At 75.7% G+C, this 13,881-nt stretch carries 12 protein-coding genes; 7 read left to right on the top strand and 5 right to left on the bottom strand.

What is annotated here, in order from left to right; genetic code table 11:
- Nucleotides 1–19 precede the first annotated feature (19 nt).
- The 5 genes from IE326_RS04185 to IE326_RS04165 all read left to right on the top strand — a co-directional run bounded on the left by IE326_RS04185 (nt 20) and on the right by IE326_RS04165 (nt 6,297).
- Entirely contained in the window at nt 20–313 is a 294-nt protein-coding gene (locus IE326_RS04185) for a DUF503 domain-containing protein (RefSeq protein WP_150232140.1), read from the top strand.
- Between the two features lie 27 nt (nt 314–340).
- Nucleotides 341–781 (top strand): 30S ribosome-binding factor RbfA, encoded by a 441-nt coding sequence (gene rbfA, locus IE326_RS04180; RefSeq protein WP_030754072.1) that lies wholly within the window; start codon nt 341–343, stop codon nt 779–781.
- Complete coding sequence (truB, locus tag IE326_RS04175) at nt 778–1,677, top strand: tRNA pseudouridine(55) synthase TruB (RefSeq protein ID WP_150232145.1); 900 nt, start codon at nt 778–780, stop codon at nt 1,675–1,677. Before rbfA ends, truB begins: the two co-directional genes overlap by 4 nt.
- A 161-nt stretch (nt 1,678–1,838) precedes the next feature.
- On the top strand, nt 1,839–5,297 hold the full coding sequence (locus IE326_RS04170) for a S1 family peptidase (RefSeq protein WP_190040857.1): 3,459 nt from the start codon (nt 1,839–1,841) through the stop codon (nt 5,295–5,297).
- Between the two features lie 40 nt (nt 5,298–5,337).
- Complete coding sequence (locus IE326_RS04165) at nt 5,338–6,297, top strand: bifunctional riboflavin kinase/FAD synthetase (RefSeq protein ID WP_190040856.1); 960 nt, start codon at nt 5,338–5,340, stop codon at nt 6,295–6,297.
- 3 nt (nt 6,298–6,300) lie between these two features.
- Here the strand turns inward: IE326_RS04165 and IE326_RS04160 are convergent, their stop codons facing one another.
- Nucleotides 6,301–7,569, bottom strand: a complete 1,269-nt coding sequence (locus tag IE326_RS04160; protein ID WP_190040855.1) for a cytochrome P450 — start codon at nt 7,567–7,569, stop codon at nt 6,301–6,303.
- 189 nt (nt 7,570–7,758) lie between these two features.
- Here IE326_RS04160 and IE326_RS04155 point away from each other — a divergent pair, with 189 nt between their 5' ends.
- Together IE326_RS04155 and IE326_RS04150 are read left to right on the top strand one after the other, a co-directional pair.
- Nucleotides 7,759–8,889, top strand: a complete 1,131-nt coding sequence (locus IE326_RS04155) for a type III polyketide synthase (protein WP_150232153.1) — start codon at nt 7,759–7,761, stop codon at nt 8,887–8,889.
- Between the two features lie 93 nt (nt 8,890–8,982).
- A complete protein-coding gene (locus IE326_RS04150; protein ID WP_190040854.1) occupies nt 8,983–9,909 on the top strand; it encodes a hypothetical protein in 927 nt (308 codons plus the stop codon).
- Nucleotides 9,910–9,994: 85 nt separating this feature from the next.
- Here the strand turns inward: IE326_RS04150 and IE326_RS04145 are convergent, their stop codons facing one another.
- From IE326_RS04145 to IE326_RS04130, 4 genes are read right to left on the bottom strand one after another with little or no spacing between them, the layout of a single operon-like run.
- Nucleotides 9,995–10,975 carry an ABC transporter ATP-binding protein gene (locus IE326_RS04145; RefSeq protein ID WP_190040853.1) on the bottom strand — a complete coding sequence of 327 codons (981 nt, stop codon included), beginning with the start codon at nt 10,973–10,975 and terminating at the stop codon, nt 9,995–9,997.
- The gene (locus IE326_RS04140; RefSeq protein ID WP_190040852.1) at nt 10,972–11,940 is read right to left on the bottom strand and encodes an ABC transporter ATP-binding protein; all 969 of its coding nucleotides are present in this window, start codon (nt 11,938–11,940) and stop codon (nt 10,972–10,974) included. Before IE326_RS04140 ends, IE326_RS04145 begins: the two co-directional genes overlap by 4 nt.
- Entirely contained in the window at nt 11,937–12,821 is an 885-nt protein-coding gene (locus IE326_RS04135) for an ABC transporter permease (protein WP_190040851.1), read from the bottom strand. Before IE326_RS04135 ends, IE326_RS04140 begins: the two co-directional genes overlap by 4 nt.
- On the bottom strand, nt 12,818–13,879 hold the full coding sequence (locus IE326_RS04130; RefSeq protein ID WP_150232163.1) for an ABC transporter permease: 1,062 nt from the start codon (nt 13,877–13,879) through the stop codon (nt 12,818–12,820). Before IE326_RS04130 ends, IE326_RS04135 begins: the two co-directional genes overlap by 4 nt.
- Nucleotides 13,880–13,881: the final 2 nt, after the last annotated feature.

Here is a 13,881-nt window from a genome sequence, read left to right as displayed (position 1 = left end):
GCGGGACATCCGGACACACATGTACGTGGGGACCCTGTCCTTCGACCTGCTCCTCGGCGACGTCCACTCGCTCAAGGAGAAACGCTCTCTCGTGAAGCCGATCGTCGCCGAGCTCCAGCGGAAGTTCGCGGTGAGCGTGGCGGAGGTGGGCGGCCAGAACCTCCACCGGCGGGCCGAGATCGGCGTCGCGATGGTGTCGGGGGACCTCGGACACCTGAACGGCGTCCTGGACCGCTGCGAGCGGCTGGTGGCCGCCCGGCCCGAGGTGGAGCTGCTGTCGGTGCGCCGCAGGCTCCACACTGATGAAGACTGAACGCAAGGCAAAGAAGGAGAAGGACCAGTGGCCGACAACGCGCGGGCGAAGAAACTGGCGGACCTCATCCGGGAGGTGGTCGCCGAGAAGCTGCAGCGCGGCATCAAGGACCCGCGCCTGGGTACGCACGTGACGATCACGGACACCCGTGTCACCGGTGACCTGCGGGAGGCCACGGTCTTCTACACGGTCTACGGCGACGACGAGGACCGGGCGAGCGCCGCGGCCGGCCTGGAGAGCGCCAAGGGCATCCTCCGTTCGGCCGTGGGCAAGGCGGCGGGGACCAAGTTCACCCCCACCCTGGCCTTCGTGGCCGACGCCCTCCCGGAGAACGCCAAGACGATCGAGGACCTCCTCGACAAGGCACGGGCCTCGGACGCCCAGGTGCGGGAGGCGTCCTCGGGCGCCGCCTTCGCGGGCGACGCCGACCCCTACAAGAAGCCGGGCGAGGACGAAGCCGCCGAATGAGCACCCCCACGAAGACCCCCGACGGCCTCGTCATCGTCGACAAGCCGTCGGGGTTCACCTCGCACGACGTCGTGGCCAAGATGCGCGGGATCGCCAGGACCCGCCGCGTCGGCCACGCCGGCACGCTCGACCCCATGGCCACGGGCGTCCTCGTCCTCGGCGTGGAGCGGGCGACCAAGCTCCTCGGTCACCTCGCGCTGACCGAGAAGGAGTACCTGGGCACCATCCGCCTGGGCCAGACCACGATCACCGACGACGCCGAGGGCGAGATCACGGCGTCGGCCGACGCTTCGAAGGTCACCCGCGAGCAGATCGACGCGGGGGTCGCGGAGCTGACCGGCGCCATCATGCAGGTCCCGTCGAAGGTCTCCGCGATCAAGATCGACGGCAAGCGGTCCTACGCGCGCGTGCGCGGCGGCGAGGAGTTCGAGATCCCGGCCCGGCCGGTCACCGTCTCCTCCTTCCGGGTGTACGACGTCCGCGAGGCGACCGCGGAGGACGGCACCCCCGTGGTCGACCTGGTCGTCTCGGTGGTCTGCTCCTCCGGTACGTACATCCGGGCGCTGGCCCGGGACCTCGGCGCCGGGCTCGGCGTCGGCGGGCACCTCACCGCGCTGCGGCGCACCCGGGTCGGCCCGTACAAGCTGGACGGCGCCCGCACCCTCGACCAGCTCCAGGAGGAGCTGACCGTGATGCCGGTCGCCGAGGCGGCCGCGGCGGCGTTCCCCCGCTGGGACGTCGACGCGAAGCGGGCCGGACTGCTGCTCAACGGGGTGCGGCTGGAGATGCCGGAGTACCCGAAGGGCCCGGTCGCGGTCTTCGGGCCGGACGGGAAGCTGCTCGCCCTGGTGGAGGACCAGCGGGGCAAGGCGAAGAGCCTGGCCGTCTTCGGCTGAGCCGAGCCGGTACGCCCGAAGGGCGGGTGCGCGACGCGCGCCCGCCCTTCGGCGTTTTTTCACCCCAAAGGAGAAGCGCTCGGAGTGAACCGGGGGAGCGGAAGGGGGCGCGTTCGCCCGGGAGCGCCGCCGGAAGATCGACGCCGACTACGGTCTGCACCATGGGACGCGGTGACCCGGCGGAGCCGGTGGGGCTGGTGCGGATCAGCGATCTGGCGGGCCGCCCGCGCGGCACCGCGTTCCTCGCCGACCACGAGGGCACCCTCGTCACCGCCCACGAGGCCGTCGCCGGGCTCGGCCACCTCGTGCTGCACGCCCCCGGCCGGCCCACGTGGTTCGCCGACGCCGACGCCGTCGTCCCCCTCCCCGAGCACGGCCTCGCCCTGATCCGCACCGACGGCCTCGGCCTGCGCCCCCTGCCGCTCGCCACCCGCGCCTCCGTCGTCCCCGGCACCTACGTCCGGATCGCCGCGCAGGGCTGGCGGGAGGCCCGCGTCCTCGGCCCCGCCACCGTCACGTACGCCACCGCCGTCCGCGCCCACCTCGTCCCCGGCGCCCTCGAACTCGCCATCGGCACCGAGGGCGCCGAGGCGCTGCGGCCCGGCCGCCCGGCCGCCGGCGGGCCCGTCGTCGACAGCGCCACCGGCACCGTCCTCGGCGTCGTCGGCACCCTCCTGAGGGGCGACCCGCGCGCCGCCGGGCACGCCCTCCCGATCCGCCCGCACGGCCCCCTCGGCGCGCTCCTGCGCCGCAACGGCGCCACGATCCCCGCGTACGGCCCCGACCTCAACCTCGCCGCCGTCCTCGAGCTCACCGCCACCACCGCGCTCCCCGCCCGCGAGCCGTCCCCCTGGCCCGCGCCCGTCGCCCGCCCGGCCGCCGCCCGCGTCCTGACCGGCTTCGCCGCGCCGGACGGCCCCGGCGACCGCGCCGCCCCCGTCCTCACCGTCGTCGGCGCGCCCGGCAGCGGCCGCACCACCCTGCTCGGCGCGGTCTGCGAGGAGCGCGGCAGGGGAGCGGCGCCCGCGCCCACCGTCCGGCTGCGCGGCGCCGACCTGGGGGACGAGGACGACTCGGTCGCCGAGGCCGTCGGCCGCGCCCTGCACCAAGCCGCGCGGATCGCCGCCGCCTCCGGCACCGCGGGCGACACCACCGACGCCACCCCCGAACGGGTCGCCGACCTCGCCCGGGAGGCCGGCCGGCCGCTCCTCGTCGTCCTCGACGGCCCCGAGGAGATGCCCCCGCGCCTCGCCCACCGGCTCGCCGACTGGACCCGCGCCACCGAACGCTGGCTGCGCGCCCACGGAGCCCGGCTCGTCCTCGCCTGCCGACCCGAGTACGGGGAGCAGTCGGCCGCCCTGTGGAGCGCCCCGCCCGCCGTCCTGCCGCTCGGCGACCTCACCGAGGCCGAGGCGCGCGCCGTGCGCCAGGGGTACGGCCTCGGCGACGAGGACCTCGACGCGGCGGACGCCCGGCACCCGCTCGCGCTGCGGCTGCTCGCCGAGGTGCGGGCCGCGCTCCCCGGCGAGGTGCCCGGCCGGCCCGGCCGGGCCGAGATCTTCACCGCCCACCTGGACCTGGTGTGCCTGCGGATCGCCGTCCGGATCGCCGCCGGCACCCGGCCGCTGCCCGGCGGCTCCGCCGTCCGGCGGCTCGCCGCCCGCGTCACCGGCCAGGTCCACGAGGCCGCCCGCCGCTGCCTCGGCCCCGGCCACGGCCTCCTCGACCGGGCCTCCTTCGAGGAGCTGTTCCCCTGGCGGGACGGCTGGGCCCCGGCCGTCCTCACCGAGGGCCTCCTCGTCCCCGCCGGATCCGGCTACCGCTTCGCCCACGAGGAGCTCGCCGACTGGCTCCAGGCCGCCCACCTCGACCTGGACGCCGCCCTCCACGCCCTCGTCCACCGCGGCCACGAGGCTCCCCCCGAACACCTCCCGTCCGGCGACGCCGCCCACCCGCCGCAGCGGCCGGAACCGGCGGCCGGGCCCGCGTCCGCCGGACCCCCCGTGCCCCGCCACCGGGTGGGGCCGGTCCTCCAGGCGCTGCTCCTCGCCCACCGGGAGGGCGGTCCGGCCGCCCTGGCGCCCCGGCTCACCGCCCTCGCCGACTCCCTGGCCCGCTTCGGCCCGGAGGCGCCCGAGGACGCGGTGTGGTGGGGCAGCGGGCTGCTGACGCGGGCCCTGGAGGCGGCCGGCGACCTCCGCCCGTACCTGCCCGTCCTGCGCCACCTCGCGGACCGCGTCGGCGAGGCCCCCGGCCGCCCCCGCGCCCTCGCCGCCTTCGGCCCCGCCTGGTGGCGCGGCCTCCCCGTCCCCGAGGACGAGCGCCTCGACCTCCTGCGCCGCGCCCTCACGGCGGACCCGCCGAAGGCGCCGGAGCCCGCCGGGCTGCCCGGGGCGGACCCCGCCTCCGGCGAGGAGGGCTTCCTCGACGTCGTCGTCGGGATGCTCGCCGACGACCCGAGGGGGACGCAGCCGGAGCTCTGCCGGTGGTTCACGGACGGACGGGCGCTGCCCTCGCAGCCGTACGCCACCGTCGCCGGCTTCGCGCAGACGCTGCTCCACGCGCACCGGGGGCTCGCGGTGGACGACCTGTGCGACGCGCTCGTCGCCACCGCGCACCCGCTCGCCGACGGGCTCCTCGGCGCCCTCGTCGACGACGAGCGGGCGGCGGTCTGCCGGGCCGTGGACCGGTGGGCCCGGGACGACGGACGGCCCGAACGGCGGGTGGCCGCCGCCCTGTACGGCAGCCTCCTCGCCGCGCGCGGCCCGGACGGCCGGGACCGCGAGCTGCTGCGGCACGCGGCGACCGCGCTGCTCGCCCGCGCCGCCGACCGGGCGCTGCACGGCGCCGCCCTGGGGATGCTCGTCCGCGACCCGTCCACCCGGGGCCCGTACCTGGACCGGGCCCTCGCCGACCCCCGGGTGCCGGCCGACGCGCTCGTCGAGGCGCTGCCCGGCCACCCCGGGCCCGTCCTCGACGCCCTCCGGGAGCGGCTGCACGGCGCGGGGCCCCGGGCCGCCGACGTCCTGCGGGCCCTCGCCGCCGTCGACGCCCCCGCCCTCACCCGCGAGATCGCCGCCCTCGTCGGGGAGTACGCGGCCCGCCACCCCGAGGGCGCCGGACACGTGGCCGCCTACGTCGACCGGCGCTTCGAGGAGGGGCCGACCGCGCGGGCCGTGCTCTTCCCGCTCGTCGCCGGGCTGGTCCGGAGCCGCCCCGGCCCCGTCCGCCGCGCCCTCGCGCCCGTCCTCGCCGCCCCCGGCACCGGCGCCTCCCGCCACCTGAGGGCCGAACTCCTCGACGTCCTGATCGACCACGAGACCCGCGCGGGCACCCGCGGGGACCCGGCCGTGCCCGACGCGCTGCTGACCGCCGCCGCCGAGGGCGCGGCCCGCCGGCCCGCCCTCCGCACCCGGGACCTGGTGGCCCGCGCGGCGGCCCTCCACGCCCGCGATCCCGGCGGCGGGGCCCGCCACGTCCGGCTGCTCGCCGCGCTCGCCGCCGACCACCCGGCCTTCGCCGCACTGCTCACGGAGACCGTGCCCGCGCCCCGAGCGCCGGCACCGCCCATGCCGATGCGGACCGACGGCCCCGGGCATGGCAGTCTTAGACCTGCGTAATGGGCGCACAGGGCGAACAGGCGGACGAGGAGCGGTCACAGTGCAGCGCTGGCGTGGCTTGGAGGACATCCCCCAGGACTGGGGGCGCAGCGTCGTCACCATCGGCTCCTACGACGGTGTGCACCGCGGACACCAGCTGATCATCGGGCGGGCCGTCGAGCGCGCCCGTGAGCTGGGCGTCCCCGCCGTCGTCGTCACCTTCGACCCGCACCCCTCCGAGGTGGTGCGGCCCGGCAGCCACCCGCCGCTGCTCGCCCCGCACCACCGGCGCGCCGAGCTGATGGCCGAACTGGGCGTGGACGCGGTCCTCGTGCTGCCGTTCACCGCCGAGTTCTCGCAGCTGTCGCCGGCCGACTTCATCGTCAAGGTGCTCGTCGACAAGCTGCACGCCCGGGCCGTCATCGAGGGCCCCAACTTCCGCTTCGGCCACCGAGCCGCCGGGAACGTGGCGTACCTCACCGAGCTGGGCGCCACCTACGACTACGAGGTCGAGGTCATCGACCTGTACGTGAGCGGCGCCGCCGGCGGCGGACAGCCCTTCTCCTCCACCCTCACCCGCCGTCTCGTCGCCGAGGGCGACATGACCGGCGCCGCGGAGATCCTCGGCCGCCCGCACCGCGTCGAGGGCGTCGTCGTCCGCGGCGCGCAGCGCGGCCGCGAACTGGGCTTCCCCACGGCCAACGTGGAGACCCTGCCGCACACCGCGATCCCCGCCGACGGCGTCTACGCCGGCTGGCTCACCGCGTCCGGCGAGCGGATGCCGGCGGCGATCTCCGTCGGCACCAACCCGCAGTTCGACGGCACGGAGCGGACGGTGGAGGCGTACGCGATCGACCGCGAGGGCCTCGACCTGTACGGCCTCCACGTCACCGTCGACTTCCTCGCCTACGTGCGCGGCATGCTCAAGTTCGACACCCTCGACGACCTGCTGGTGGCGATGGCCGCCGACGTCGACAAGTGCCGCGCCCTGACGGCCGAGTACGACACCGCGGGGGAGTGACCGTCACCAGGTGACGTACAGCTCCCTCGGGCCGCGGATCAGGCCCTTGGACTGGAAGGGCACGTCCTCGGGCCGGCCCGCGAGCCGCAGCTCCGGGTAGCGGGCCAGCAGCGTCGCCAGCATCACCTCGGACTCCATCCGGGTCAGCATCGCGCCCATGCAGTGGTGCGGTCCGTGCCCGAAGGACAGGTGCCCGGTGCCGGTGCGGTCGAAGTCGAGGACGTCCGGGTCCGCGAAGACCTCCGGGTCCCGGTTGGCCGTCAGGTAGGAGGCGTAGACGGCCTCCCCGGCCCGGATCAGCACCCCGCCGACCTCGACGTCCTCGGTGGCGATCCGGGGCAGGCCCACGCCGTTGCGGTGCGGGATCCAGCGCAGCAGCTCGTCCACCGCCTGCGGCAGCAGCTCCGGCTCGGCCCGCAGCCGGGCGAGCAGGTCCGGGCGGGTGAGCAGCACGTACACCATGTTGGCGCTGTTGTTGCGGACCGCGTGGGCGCCGCTGATCAGGATCGCCATGGCGAGCGAGACCGCCTCGTCGGGGGCGATCCGGCCCTCCGCCAGTGCCTCGGCCAGCTCCGTCGCCAGGTCCTCCCGGGGCTCGGCCGCGCGGAGGTCGAGCAGCCGGGTGACGTACCCGTGGATCTGCGCCTTGGCGGCCCGGCTGCTCTCCGGGCCGGGGCCCGAGGACAGGATCAGGTCCGGCCAGGAGGCCAGCTCCGCCCGGTCCTCCCCGGGGATGCCGAGCAGGTCGCAGACGACCGCCATCGGCAGCGGCCCGTGCAGGTGCGCCATCAGGTCGGCGGGCCGGCCCGCCGCCTCCATGGCGTCGAGGAGCCGGTCGCAGGACGCCTGGGCGAGGGGCCGCAGCCGCTGCGTCCCCCGGCCGGTGAAGGTCTTGGTCACCGCCTTGCGCAGCCGGGTGTGGTACGGCGGATCGGCGTAGTTCAGGGCCGCCCTCGAGGCCACCATGTGGCCGGTCATCTTCGTGACCTGCCGGTCCAGCAGGGCCGTCCGGCTGAACCGGGGATCGGAGGAGACCGCCCGGACGTCCGCGTAGCGGGTGACCAGCCACGCCTCGTTCCCGGCGGCGAACGGCAGCCGGATCCGGGAGACCGGCTCCTTCGCGAGCAGCTCGGCCAGCAGCGGGTCGAAGTCGAGCGCGGGCAGGTCGTCGACCGCCCACTCGCGGACGGGTCCGCCGGTCGCCGCACCCGTCACGGGGCAGGCGCCGGCCCCGGACGGGGCGGGGCCGGAGGTCAGGGGTTCGGAGGTCATGCGGTGGTTGTTCCCGGTGCGGGAGGGGCGCGACACGCCCGGACGGCGACAGCCCCTCGTACGGCGGAACCCGGCCCCCGCCCGCCCGTCACCTTCCGTGCCCGTCCGGGCACGCTCGCGTTGCGGGCTCCCGGACGCCGGGCGAGTGTGGGCGGCAGTTCACGCCACCGAGACGAAGGAGCGAGTGTCGTGGTGACCCTGTGCAAGCCCGCCGTGTCCGTACCGGAGCACGTGATCACGATGGAGGAGACGCTCGACCTCGCCCGGAAGCACCATGCCGGCCACCCCCAACTGCCGCTGGCGCTCCGCCTGATCGGCAACACCGGCGTCGCCAAGCGGCACATCGTGCAGCCCATCGGGAAGACCCTGGAGCACCCCGGATTCCAGGAACGCAACGAGCTGTACGAGGCGGAGGCCAAGGCCCGGGTGCCCGCCGTCGTCGAGGAGGCCCTGCGCAACGCCGGGCTGCGCGCGGCGGACGTCGACATGATCGTCTACGTGTCGTGCACGGGCTTCATGATGCCCTCGCTCACCGCCTGGCTGATCAACAGCATGGGCTTCCCCAGCCACACCCGGCAGCTGCCCATCGCCCAGCTCGGCTGCGCCGCCGGCGGGGCCGCCATCAACCGGGCGCACGACTTCTGCACCGCCTACCCGGACGCCAACGTCCTCATCGTGGCCTGCGAGTTCTGCTCGCTCTGCTACCAGCCGACCGACCTCGGCGTCGGCTCGCTGCTCTCCAACGGCCTCTTCGGCGACGCCGTCGCCGCCGCCGTGGTCCGCGGCCGGGGCGGCACCGGCATCGCCCTGGAGCGCAACAACTCCCACCTGGTGCCCGACACCGAGGACTGGATCGCCTACAGCGTCCGCGAGACCGGCTTCCACTTCCTGCTCGACAAGCGGGTACCCACCACGATGGAGCCGCTCGCCCCCGCGCTCCGCGAGATCGCCGGCGCGCACGGCTGGGACGCGGGCGACCTCGACTTCTACATCATCCACGCGGGCGGCCCGAGGATCCTCGACGACCTCAGCCGCTTCCTCGAAGTGCCCCCGGACGCCTTCCGGTTCAGCCGGGCGACCCTCACGGAGTACGGCAACATCGCCAGCGCCGTCGTCCTCGACGCGGTCCGGCGGCTCTTCGAGGAGGGCGACCAGCAGGAGGGCGCGCGCGGCATCCTCGCGGGCTTCGGCCCCGGCATCACCGCCGAGATGTGCCTGGGCCGCTGGACCACCCCCGCCCACCCGGCCGAACCGCCGCTCAGCGCCCGCCGGATCGTCGGCTACTCGCCGCGCTTCCAGCACGCCCGCAGCAAGACCTGACCGCCGTCGGCCCGCCCGTCCGGCGGGCCGCCGCCCCTCCGTCCCGTCACCCTTCCGTCCCCTCGCCCCCTCGTCACGTCAAGGAGAGCCGTCATGCCCCCCACTCCGCCCGCCCGGCGCCGTCTCCGCGGTCCCGCGGCCCTCGCCGCGCTGCTCGCCGGGACGGCCGCCGCCTCCTTCGCGGGGACGCCCGCCCAGGCGGCGGCCCGGGTGCCGATGCACCAGTGCTGGGTCAACGAGACCGCCGCCCCGCCGGGCGACGTCGTCAGCGGCACCTCCGGCGACGACCACATCTTCTGCGACAGCGACCTGGAGAACGTCACGGTCTGGGGCGGCGCGGGCAACGACGTGATCGAGGTGCGAGGACTCGTCATCGACTCGGCCGTCATGGGCGGCGACGGCGACGACGTCATCCGCACCAAGCACCTCGTGCCGCAGAACGCCTCCAGCATGGTCCGGGGCAACCGCGGCGACGACGTCATCAAGGTGGCCACGGTCGCGGGCGACGGCGCCGAGCACGGGGCCGTCGTGCACGGCGACGACGGCGACGACCGGATCACCACCGGCTCGGTGAGCGGCGCGCCCGGCAGGTACAACCGGGGCGGCGGGATCGTCACCGGCAACGACGGCGCCGACACCCTCAAGGTCGGCACGGTCGACTTCTCCGGCCGGGTCCTCGGCGGCAGCGAGGCCGACACCATCGAGGCCGCCGCCCTCGGCCCCGAGTCCGGCGGCCTCATCCAGGCGGGCCCCGGCGACGACACGGTCAGCGGCCCCGGCGGCGCGGTCCTCACGGTCGGCCCGCACTGGGGCACGGTCGACGCGGGCGTCGGCAAGGACACCTGCACGGTGAGGTCGGTCTCGACCCGGACCTCGATCAGCGCCTGCGAGATCCTGCCGAAGCCCGCCCCGAAGGAGCCCGCCGCGACCGCCCCGGCGACACCGAAGCCCGCGACGCCGAAGCCCGCGACGCCGAAGCCCGCCGCGCCGAAGCCCGCCACCGCGCCCCCCGCGGGCTGACCCGCCCCCGCACCACCGCCCGGCGCCCCCACCCCCGGGGAGGCGCCGGGCGGTTCTCCGCGTGCCCGTGCGGGGCGGCCGTGCGTCAGCCGTCCTCGCGGGCCGTCGCCCAGTGGCAGGCCACGCCCCGTCCGCCGCCGCCCGCGCGCAGGACCGGGAGGGGTTCCGTACGGCAGCGGTCGGCGACCCGGGCGGCCTCGCCGGAGGCCAGGACCTGGCAGCGGGCGTGGAAGCGGCAGCCGCCCGGGACGCGGGCCGGGTCCGGCGGTTCGCCGGACAGCACCACCGGGGCCGTCTCCGACTCCGGGAGCACCGACAGCAGGGCCCGGGTGTACGGGTGCCGGGGCGCCGTCAGGACCGATTCGACCGGGCCCGTCTCCACCACCCGGCCCAGGTACATCACCGCCACCCGGTCCGCGATGTTCCACGCGAGGCCCAGGTCGTGCGTCACCACCAGGGCGGAGAGGCCGAGTTCGTCGCGCAGCCGGAGCAGCAGCGCCAGGATCTCGCCGCGCACCGACGCGTCCAGGGAGGCCACCGGCTCGTCCGCGACGATGAGTTCGGGCTCCAGGACGAGCGCCCCGGCGATGACGACCCGCTGGCGCTGGCCGCCGGACAGTTCGTGCGGGTAGCGCAGGAAGAAGCGCTCGGGCGGCCGCAGCCCGGCCCGCGCGAGGGCCTCCGCGACCGCCGCGCGCTCGTCCCCCGCGTACCCGTGGATCCGCAGCCCCTCGGCCACCGCCTCGTACACCGTGTGCCGGGGGTTGAGGGAGCCGCTCGGGTCCTGGAGGACGAGCTGGGCGCGCCGGCGGTACGCCTTGAGCGCCCGGGAGGTGTACGCGAGCGGCTCCCCGGCGAAGGAGACCGTGCCGGCCCCCGGCCTCACCAGGCCGAGCAGCGTCCGCGCCAGGGTCGTCTTGCCGCAGCCGGACTCGCCGACCAGCGCCACGATCTCGCCCGCCCCGATCTCCAGGTCCACCCCGTCGACCGCCCGGGACGGCGGTGCGCCCCGCCGTCCCGGGAAGGCGACGTGCACCCCGCTGGCGGTGAGCAACGCGTCCGTCATCCCTGCTCCCTCCCGACGTGGAGGCAGGCGGCCCGGTGCCCGGCGCCCGCCGTCCGCAACACCTGGTCCTCGCCGGCGCACTCCGCGACCGCCACCGGGCAGCGCGGGTGGAAGGCGCAGCCGTCCGGCAGCGCCGCCGGGTCCGGCGGATCGCCCGGCAGACCGCGCGGCGCCCGCCGCGAGGCCGGGTCCCCGATCCGGGGGAAGGCCGAGGACAGCGCCCGCCCGTAGGGGTGGGCGGCCGCCCGGTACACCTCGGCGGCCGGGCCCTCCTCGACGATCCGGCCCGCGTACATGACGGCGAGCCGGTCGCAGGTGTCGGCGAGGACCGCCAGGTCGTGGCTGATCATCATCAGGCCGATGGACTCCTCGGCGACCAGCCGCTCGATCAGCCGCAGGATCTGCGCCTGGATCATCACGTCGAGCGCGGTGGTCGGCTCGTCGGCGACGATCAGGCGCGGCTCGCAGGCGAGCGCCATCGCGATCATCACGCGCTGCCGCTGCCCGCCGGACAGCTCGTGCGGGTACGCGGCGGCCCGCGCGGCCGGCAGGCCGACCTGTCCGAGCAGGGCGGCGACCCGCTCGCGGGCCTCCGCCGGGGTGGCCCGCCCGTGGACCAGGAGCGGTTCGGCGATCTGGTCGCCGATCCGGCGGACCGCGTTCAGCGAGTGCATCGCGCCCTGGAAGACGATGGAGGCGCCCGCCCAGCGGACCGCCCGCAGCCGTCCCCACGTCATGGTGAGCACGTCCTCCCCGTCGAGGAGGATCTCGCCCTCCGTCCGGGCCGTCCGCGGCAGCAGCCGCAGCAGGGCGAGGGCCAGCGTCGACTTGCCGCAGCCGGACTCCCCGGCCACGCCCAGCTTCGTCCCGGCCTCCAGGGTGAGGTCGACCCCGCGCACGGCGGGTACGGCCGCGGCCCCCGCGCCGTACGTGACCCTGAGGTCCCTGATCTCCAGGAGGCTCAACGTCCCACCCCCAGCCTCGGGTTGAGCACGGATTCGACGGCCCGGCCGCAGAGCGTGAAGGCGAGCGCGACCAGCGCGATCGCGATCCCGGGCGGAGCCAGGTACCACCAGTGCCCGGAGGAGACCGCGCCCGCCTCGCGGGCGTCCTGGAGCATGCCGCCCCAGGACACCACCGTCGGGTCGCCGAGGCCCAGGAAGGCGAGGGTGGCCTCGGTGAGGATGGCCGTGGAGATGCCGAGCGTGGTCTGCGCGAGCACCAGCGGCATCACGTTCGGCAGCACGTGCCGGGCCATGACGTGCCGGTGGCCGCCGCCGAGCGCGGTGGCCCGCTCGATGTACGGGCGGGACTCGACGGCGATGGTCTGCGCCCGCACCAGCCGGGCCGTTGTCGGCCAGGAGGTGATGCCGATGGCGAGCACCACCGTCCACATCGACCGGGACAGCACGGTCGCGAGCACGATCGCGAGCACCAGGGTCGGCATCACCAGGAACCAGTCGGTGATCCGCATGACGACGGTGGAGGGCCACCCGCCGTAGTGCCCGGCCAGGACCCCGACGAGGGTGCCGATGGCGACGGACAGGACCGCCGCCAGCAGTCCCACCAGCAGTGAGATCCGGGCGCCCCAGATCAGCAGCCCCAGCAGCGAGCGGCCGAACTGGTCGGTGCCGAGCGGGAATTCGGTGCTCGGCGACTCCAGGGCCGTGCCGGGCGCGTTCGTCACCGACTGCACGTCGGCGCCGACCGTCCAGGGCGCGGTGAGGGCGAGCAGCGCGATCAGGGCGAGCCCGGCGAGGCCGTAGAGCCCCGCCCGGTGGGTCCGGTACGTCCTCCAGAAGCGTGCCGCCGAGCCCCGGCGGCGCTCCCACGCGAGAGAGGTCATCGGCCCACCCGGGGGTCGAGCAGCGGATAGAGCAGGTCGGCGATCAGGTTCATCAGGATCATCGCTCCGGCGAAGACGACGAACAGGCCCTGGACGAGCGGCAGGTCGGGCACGCTCAGCGCCTGGTAGAAGAGGCCGCCGAGGCCCGGCCAGGAGAAGACGGTCTCCACCAGGATCGAACCGGCCGCCACGTGCCCCAGGTTGATGAAGACCATGGTGACGGTGGGCAGCAGCGCGTTGGGCACCGCGTGCCGGCGCCGCACCTCGTCGTCCTTGAGTCCCTTCGCGCGGGCCGTCGTCAGGTAGTCGCCGCCCATCTCGTCGAGGAGCGAGGACCGCATCACGAGCAGCGTCTGGGCGTAGCCGACCGCGACCAGCGTCACCACCGGCAGGACGAGGTGGTGGGCGACGTCGAGGACGTACGCGAAGCCGGTCTCGCCGGTCCCCGACTCCATGCCGCCGGTCGGGAAGAGCCCCGGGACCGGCCCCACGCCCACCGAGAAGACGATGATGAGCAGCAGTCCGAGCCAGAAGGACGGCACCGACCACAGGGTCAGTGCGAGTCCGGTGTTCAGCCGGTCGCCCCGGCCGCCGTGCCGCCACGCCGAGCGGGTGCCGAGCCACAGTCCGAGGGCCGAGTAGAGCACCACGGCGACGCCGGTGAGCAGCAGCGTCGCGGGCAGTTTCGCCGCGATCAGCTCGCCGACCGGGGCGCGGAACTGGAAGGAGGTGCCGAGGTCGCCGCCGAGGGCCTTGGCGCAGTAGTCGGCGAACTGCTGCCACAGCGGCAGGTCGAGGCCGAACTGCCTTCGCAGGGTGGCCAGTTGTTCGGCGGAGGTGGGGATGCCGTGGGTCATCGCCTTCACCGGGTCACCGGGCAGGATCCGGAAGAGGAAGAAGCTGGTGACCAGGACGGCGAAGAGGGAGACGAGCGCGCCGCCGAGCTTCCCCGCCGCGTGGCGGAGGTAGCCGGTGCCGACGCCGGTGCGGGGTGCGCCGTCCGTGGCGGGGGCCTTCTCGGCCCGCGCCACGTCGGCGGGGGTGCTTGCCGTCGTCATCG

It is taken from the genome of Streptomyces filamentosus, assembly GCF_014654895.1.
Lineage (GTDB): Bacteria > Actinomycetota > Actinomycetes > Streptomycetales > Streptomycetaceae > Streptomyces > Streptomyces filamentosus.
The sequence above is the reverse complement of the archived record's forward strand: the minus strand, read 5'-3'. Positions and strand labels throughout refer to the sequence as shown.

Coding starts and splice junctions, on each gene's coding strand:
- truB (WP_150232145.1), top strand. CDS start 778: ATGAGCACCCCCACGAAGACCCCCGACGGCCTCGTCATCGTCGACAAG.
- IE326_RS04150 (WP_190040854.1), top strand. CDS start 8,983: ATGCCCCCCACTCCGCCCGCCCGGCGCCGTCTCCGCGGTCCCGCGGCC.
- IE326_RS04130 (WP_150232163.1), bottom strand. CDS start 13,879: ATGACGACGGCAAGCACCCCCGCCGACGTGGCGCGGGCCGAGAAGGCC.
- IE326_RS04185 (WP_150232140.1), top strand. CDS start 20: ATGTACGTGGGGACCCTGTCCTTCGACCTGCTCCTCGGCGACGTCCAC.
- IE326_RS04135 (WP_190040851.1), bottom strand. CDS start 12,821: ATGACCTCTCTCGCGTGGGAGCGCCGCCGGGGCTCGGCGGCACGCTTC.
- IE326_RS04170 (WP_190040857.1), top strand. CDS start 1,839: ATGGGACGCGGTGACCCGGCGGAGCCGGTGGGGCTGGTGCGGATCAGC.
- IE326_RS04160 (WP_190040855.1), bottom strand. CDS start 7,569: ATGACCTCCGAACCCCTGACCTCCGGCCCCGCCCCGTCCGGGGCCGGC.
- IE326_RS04145 (WP_190040853.1), bottom strand. CDS start 10,975: ATGACGGACGCGTTGCTCACCGCCAGCGGGGTGCACGTCGCCTTCCCG.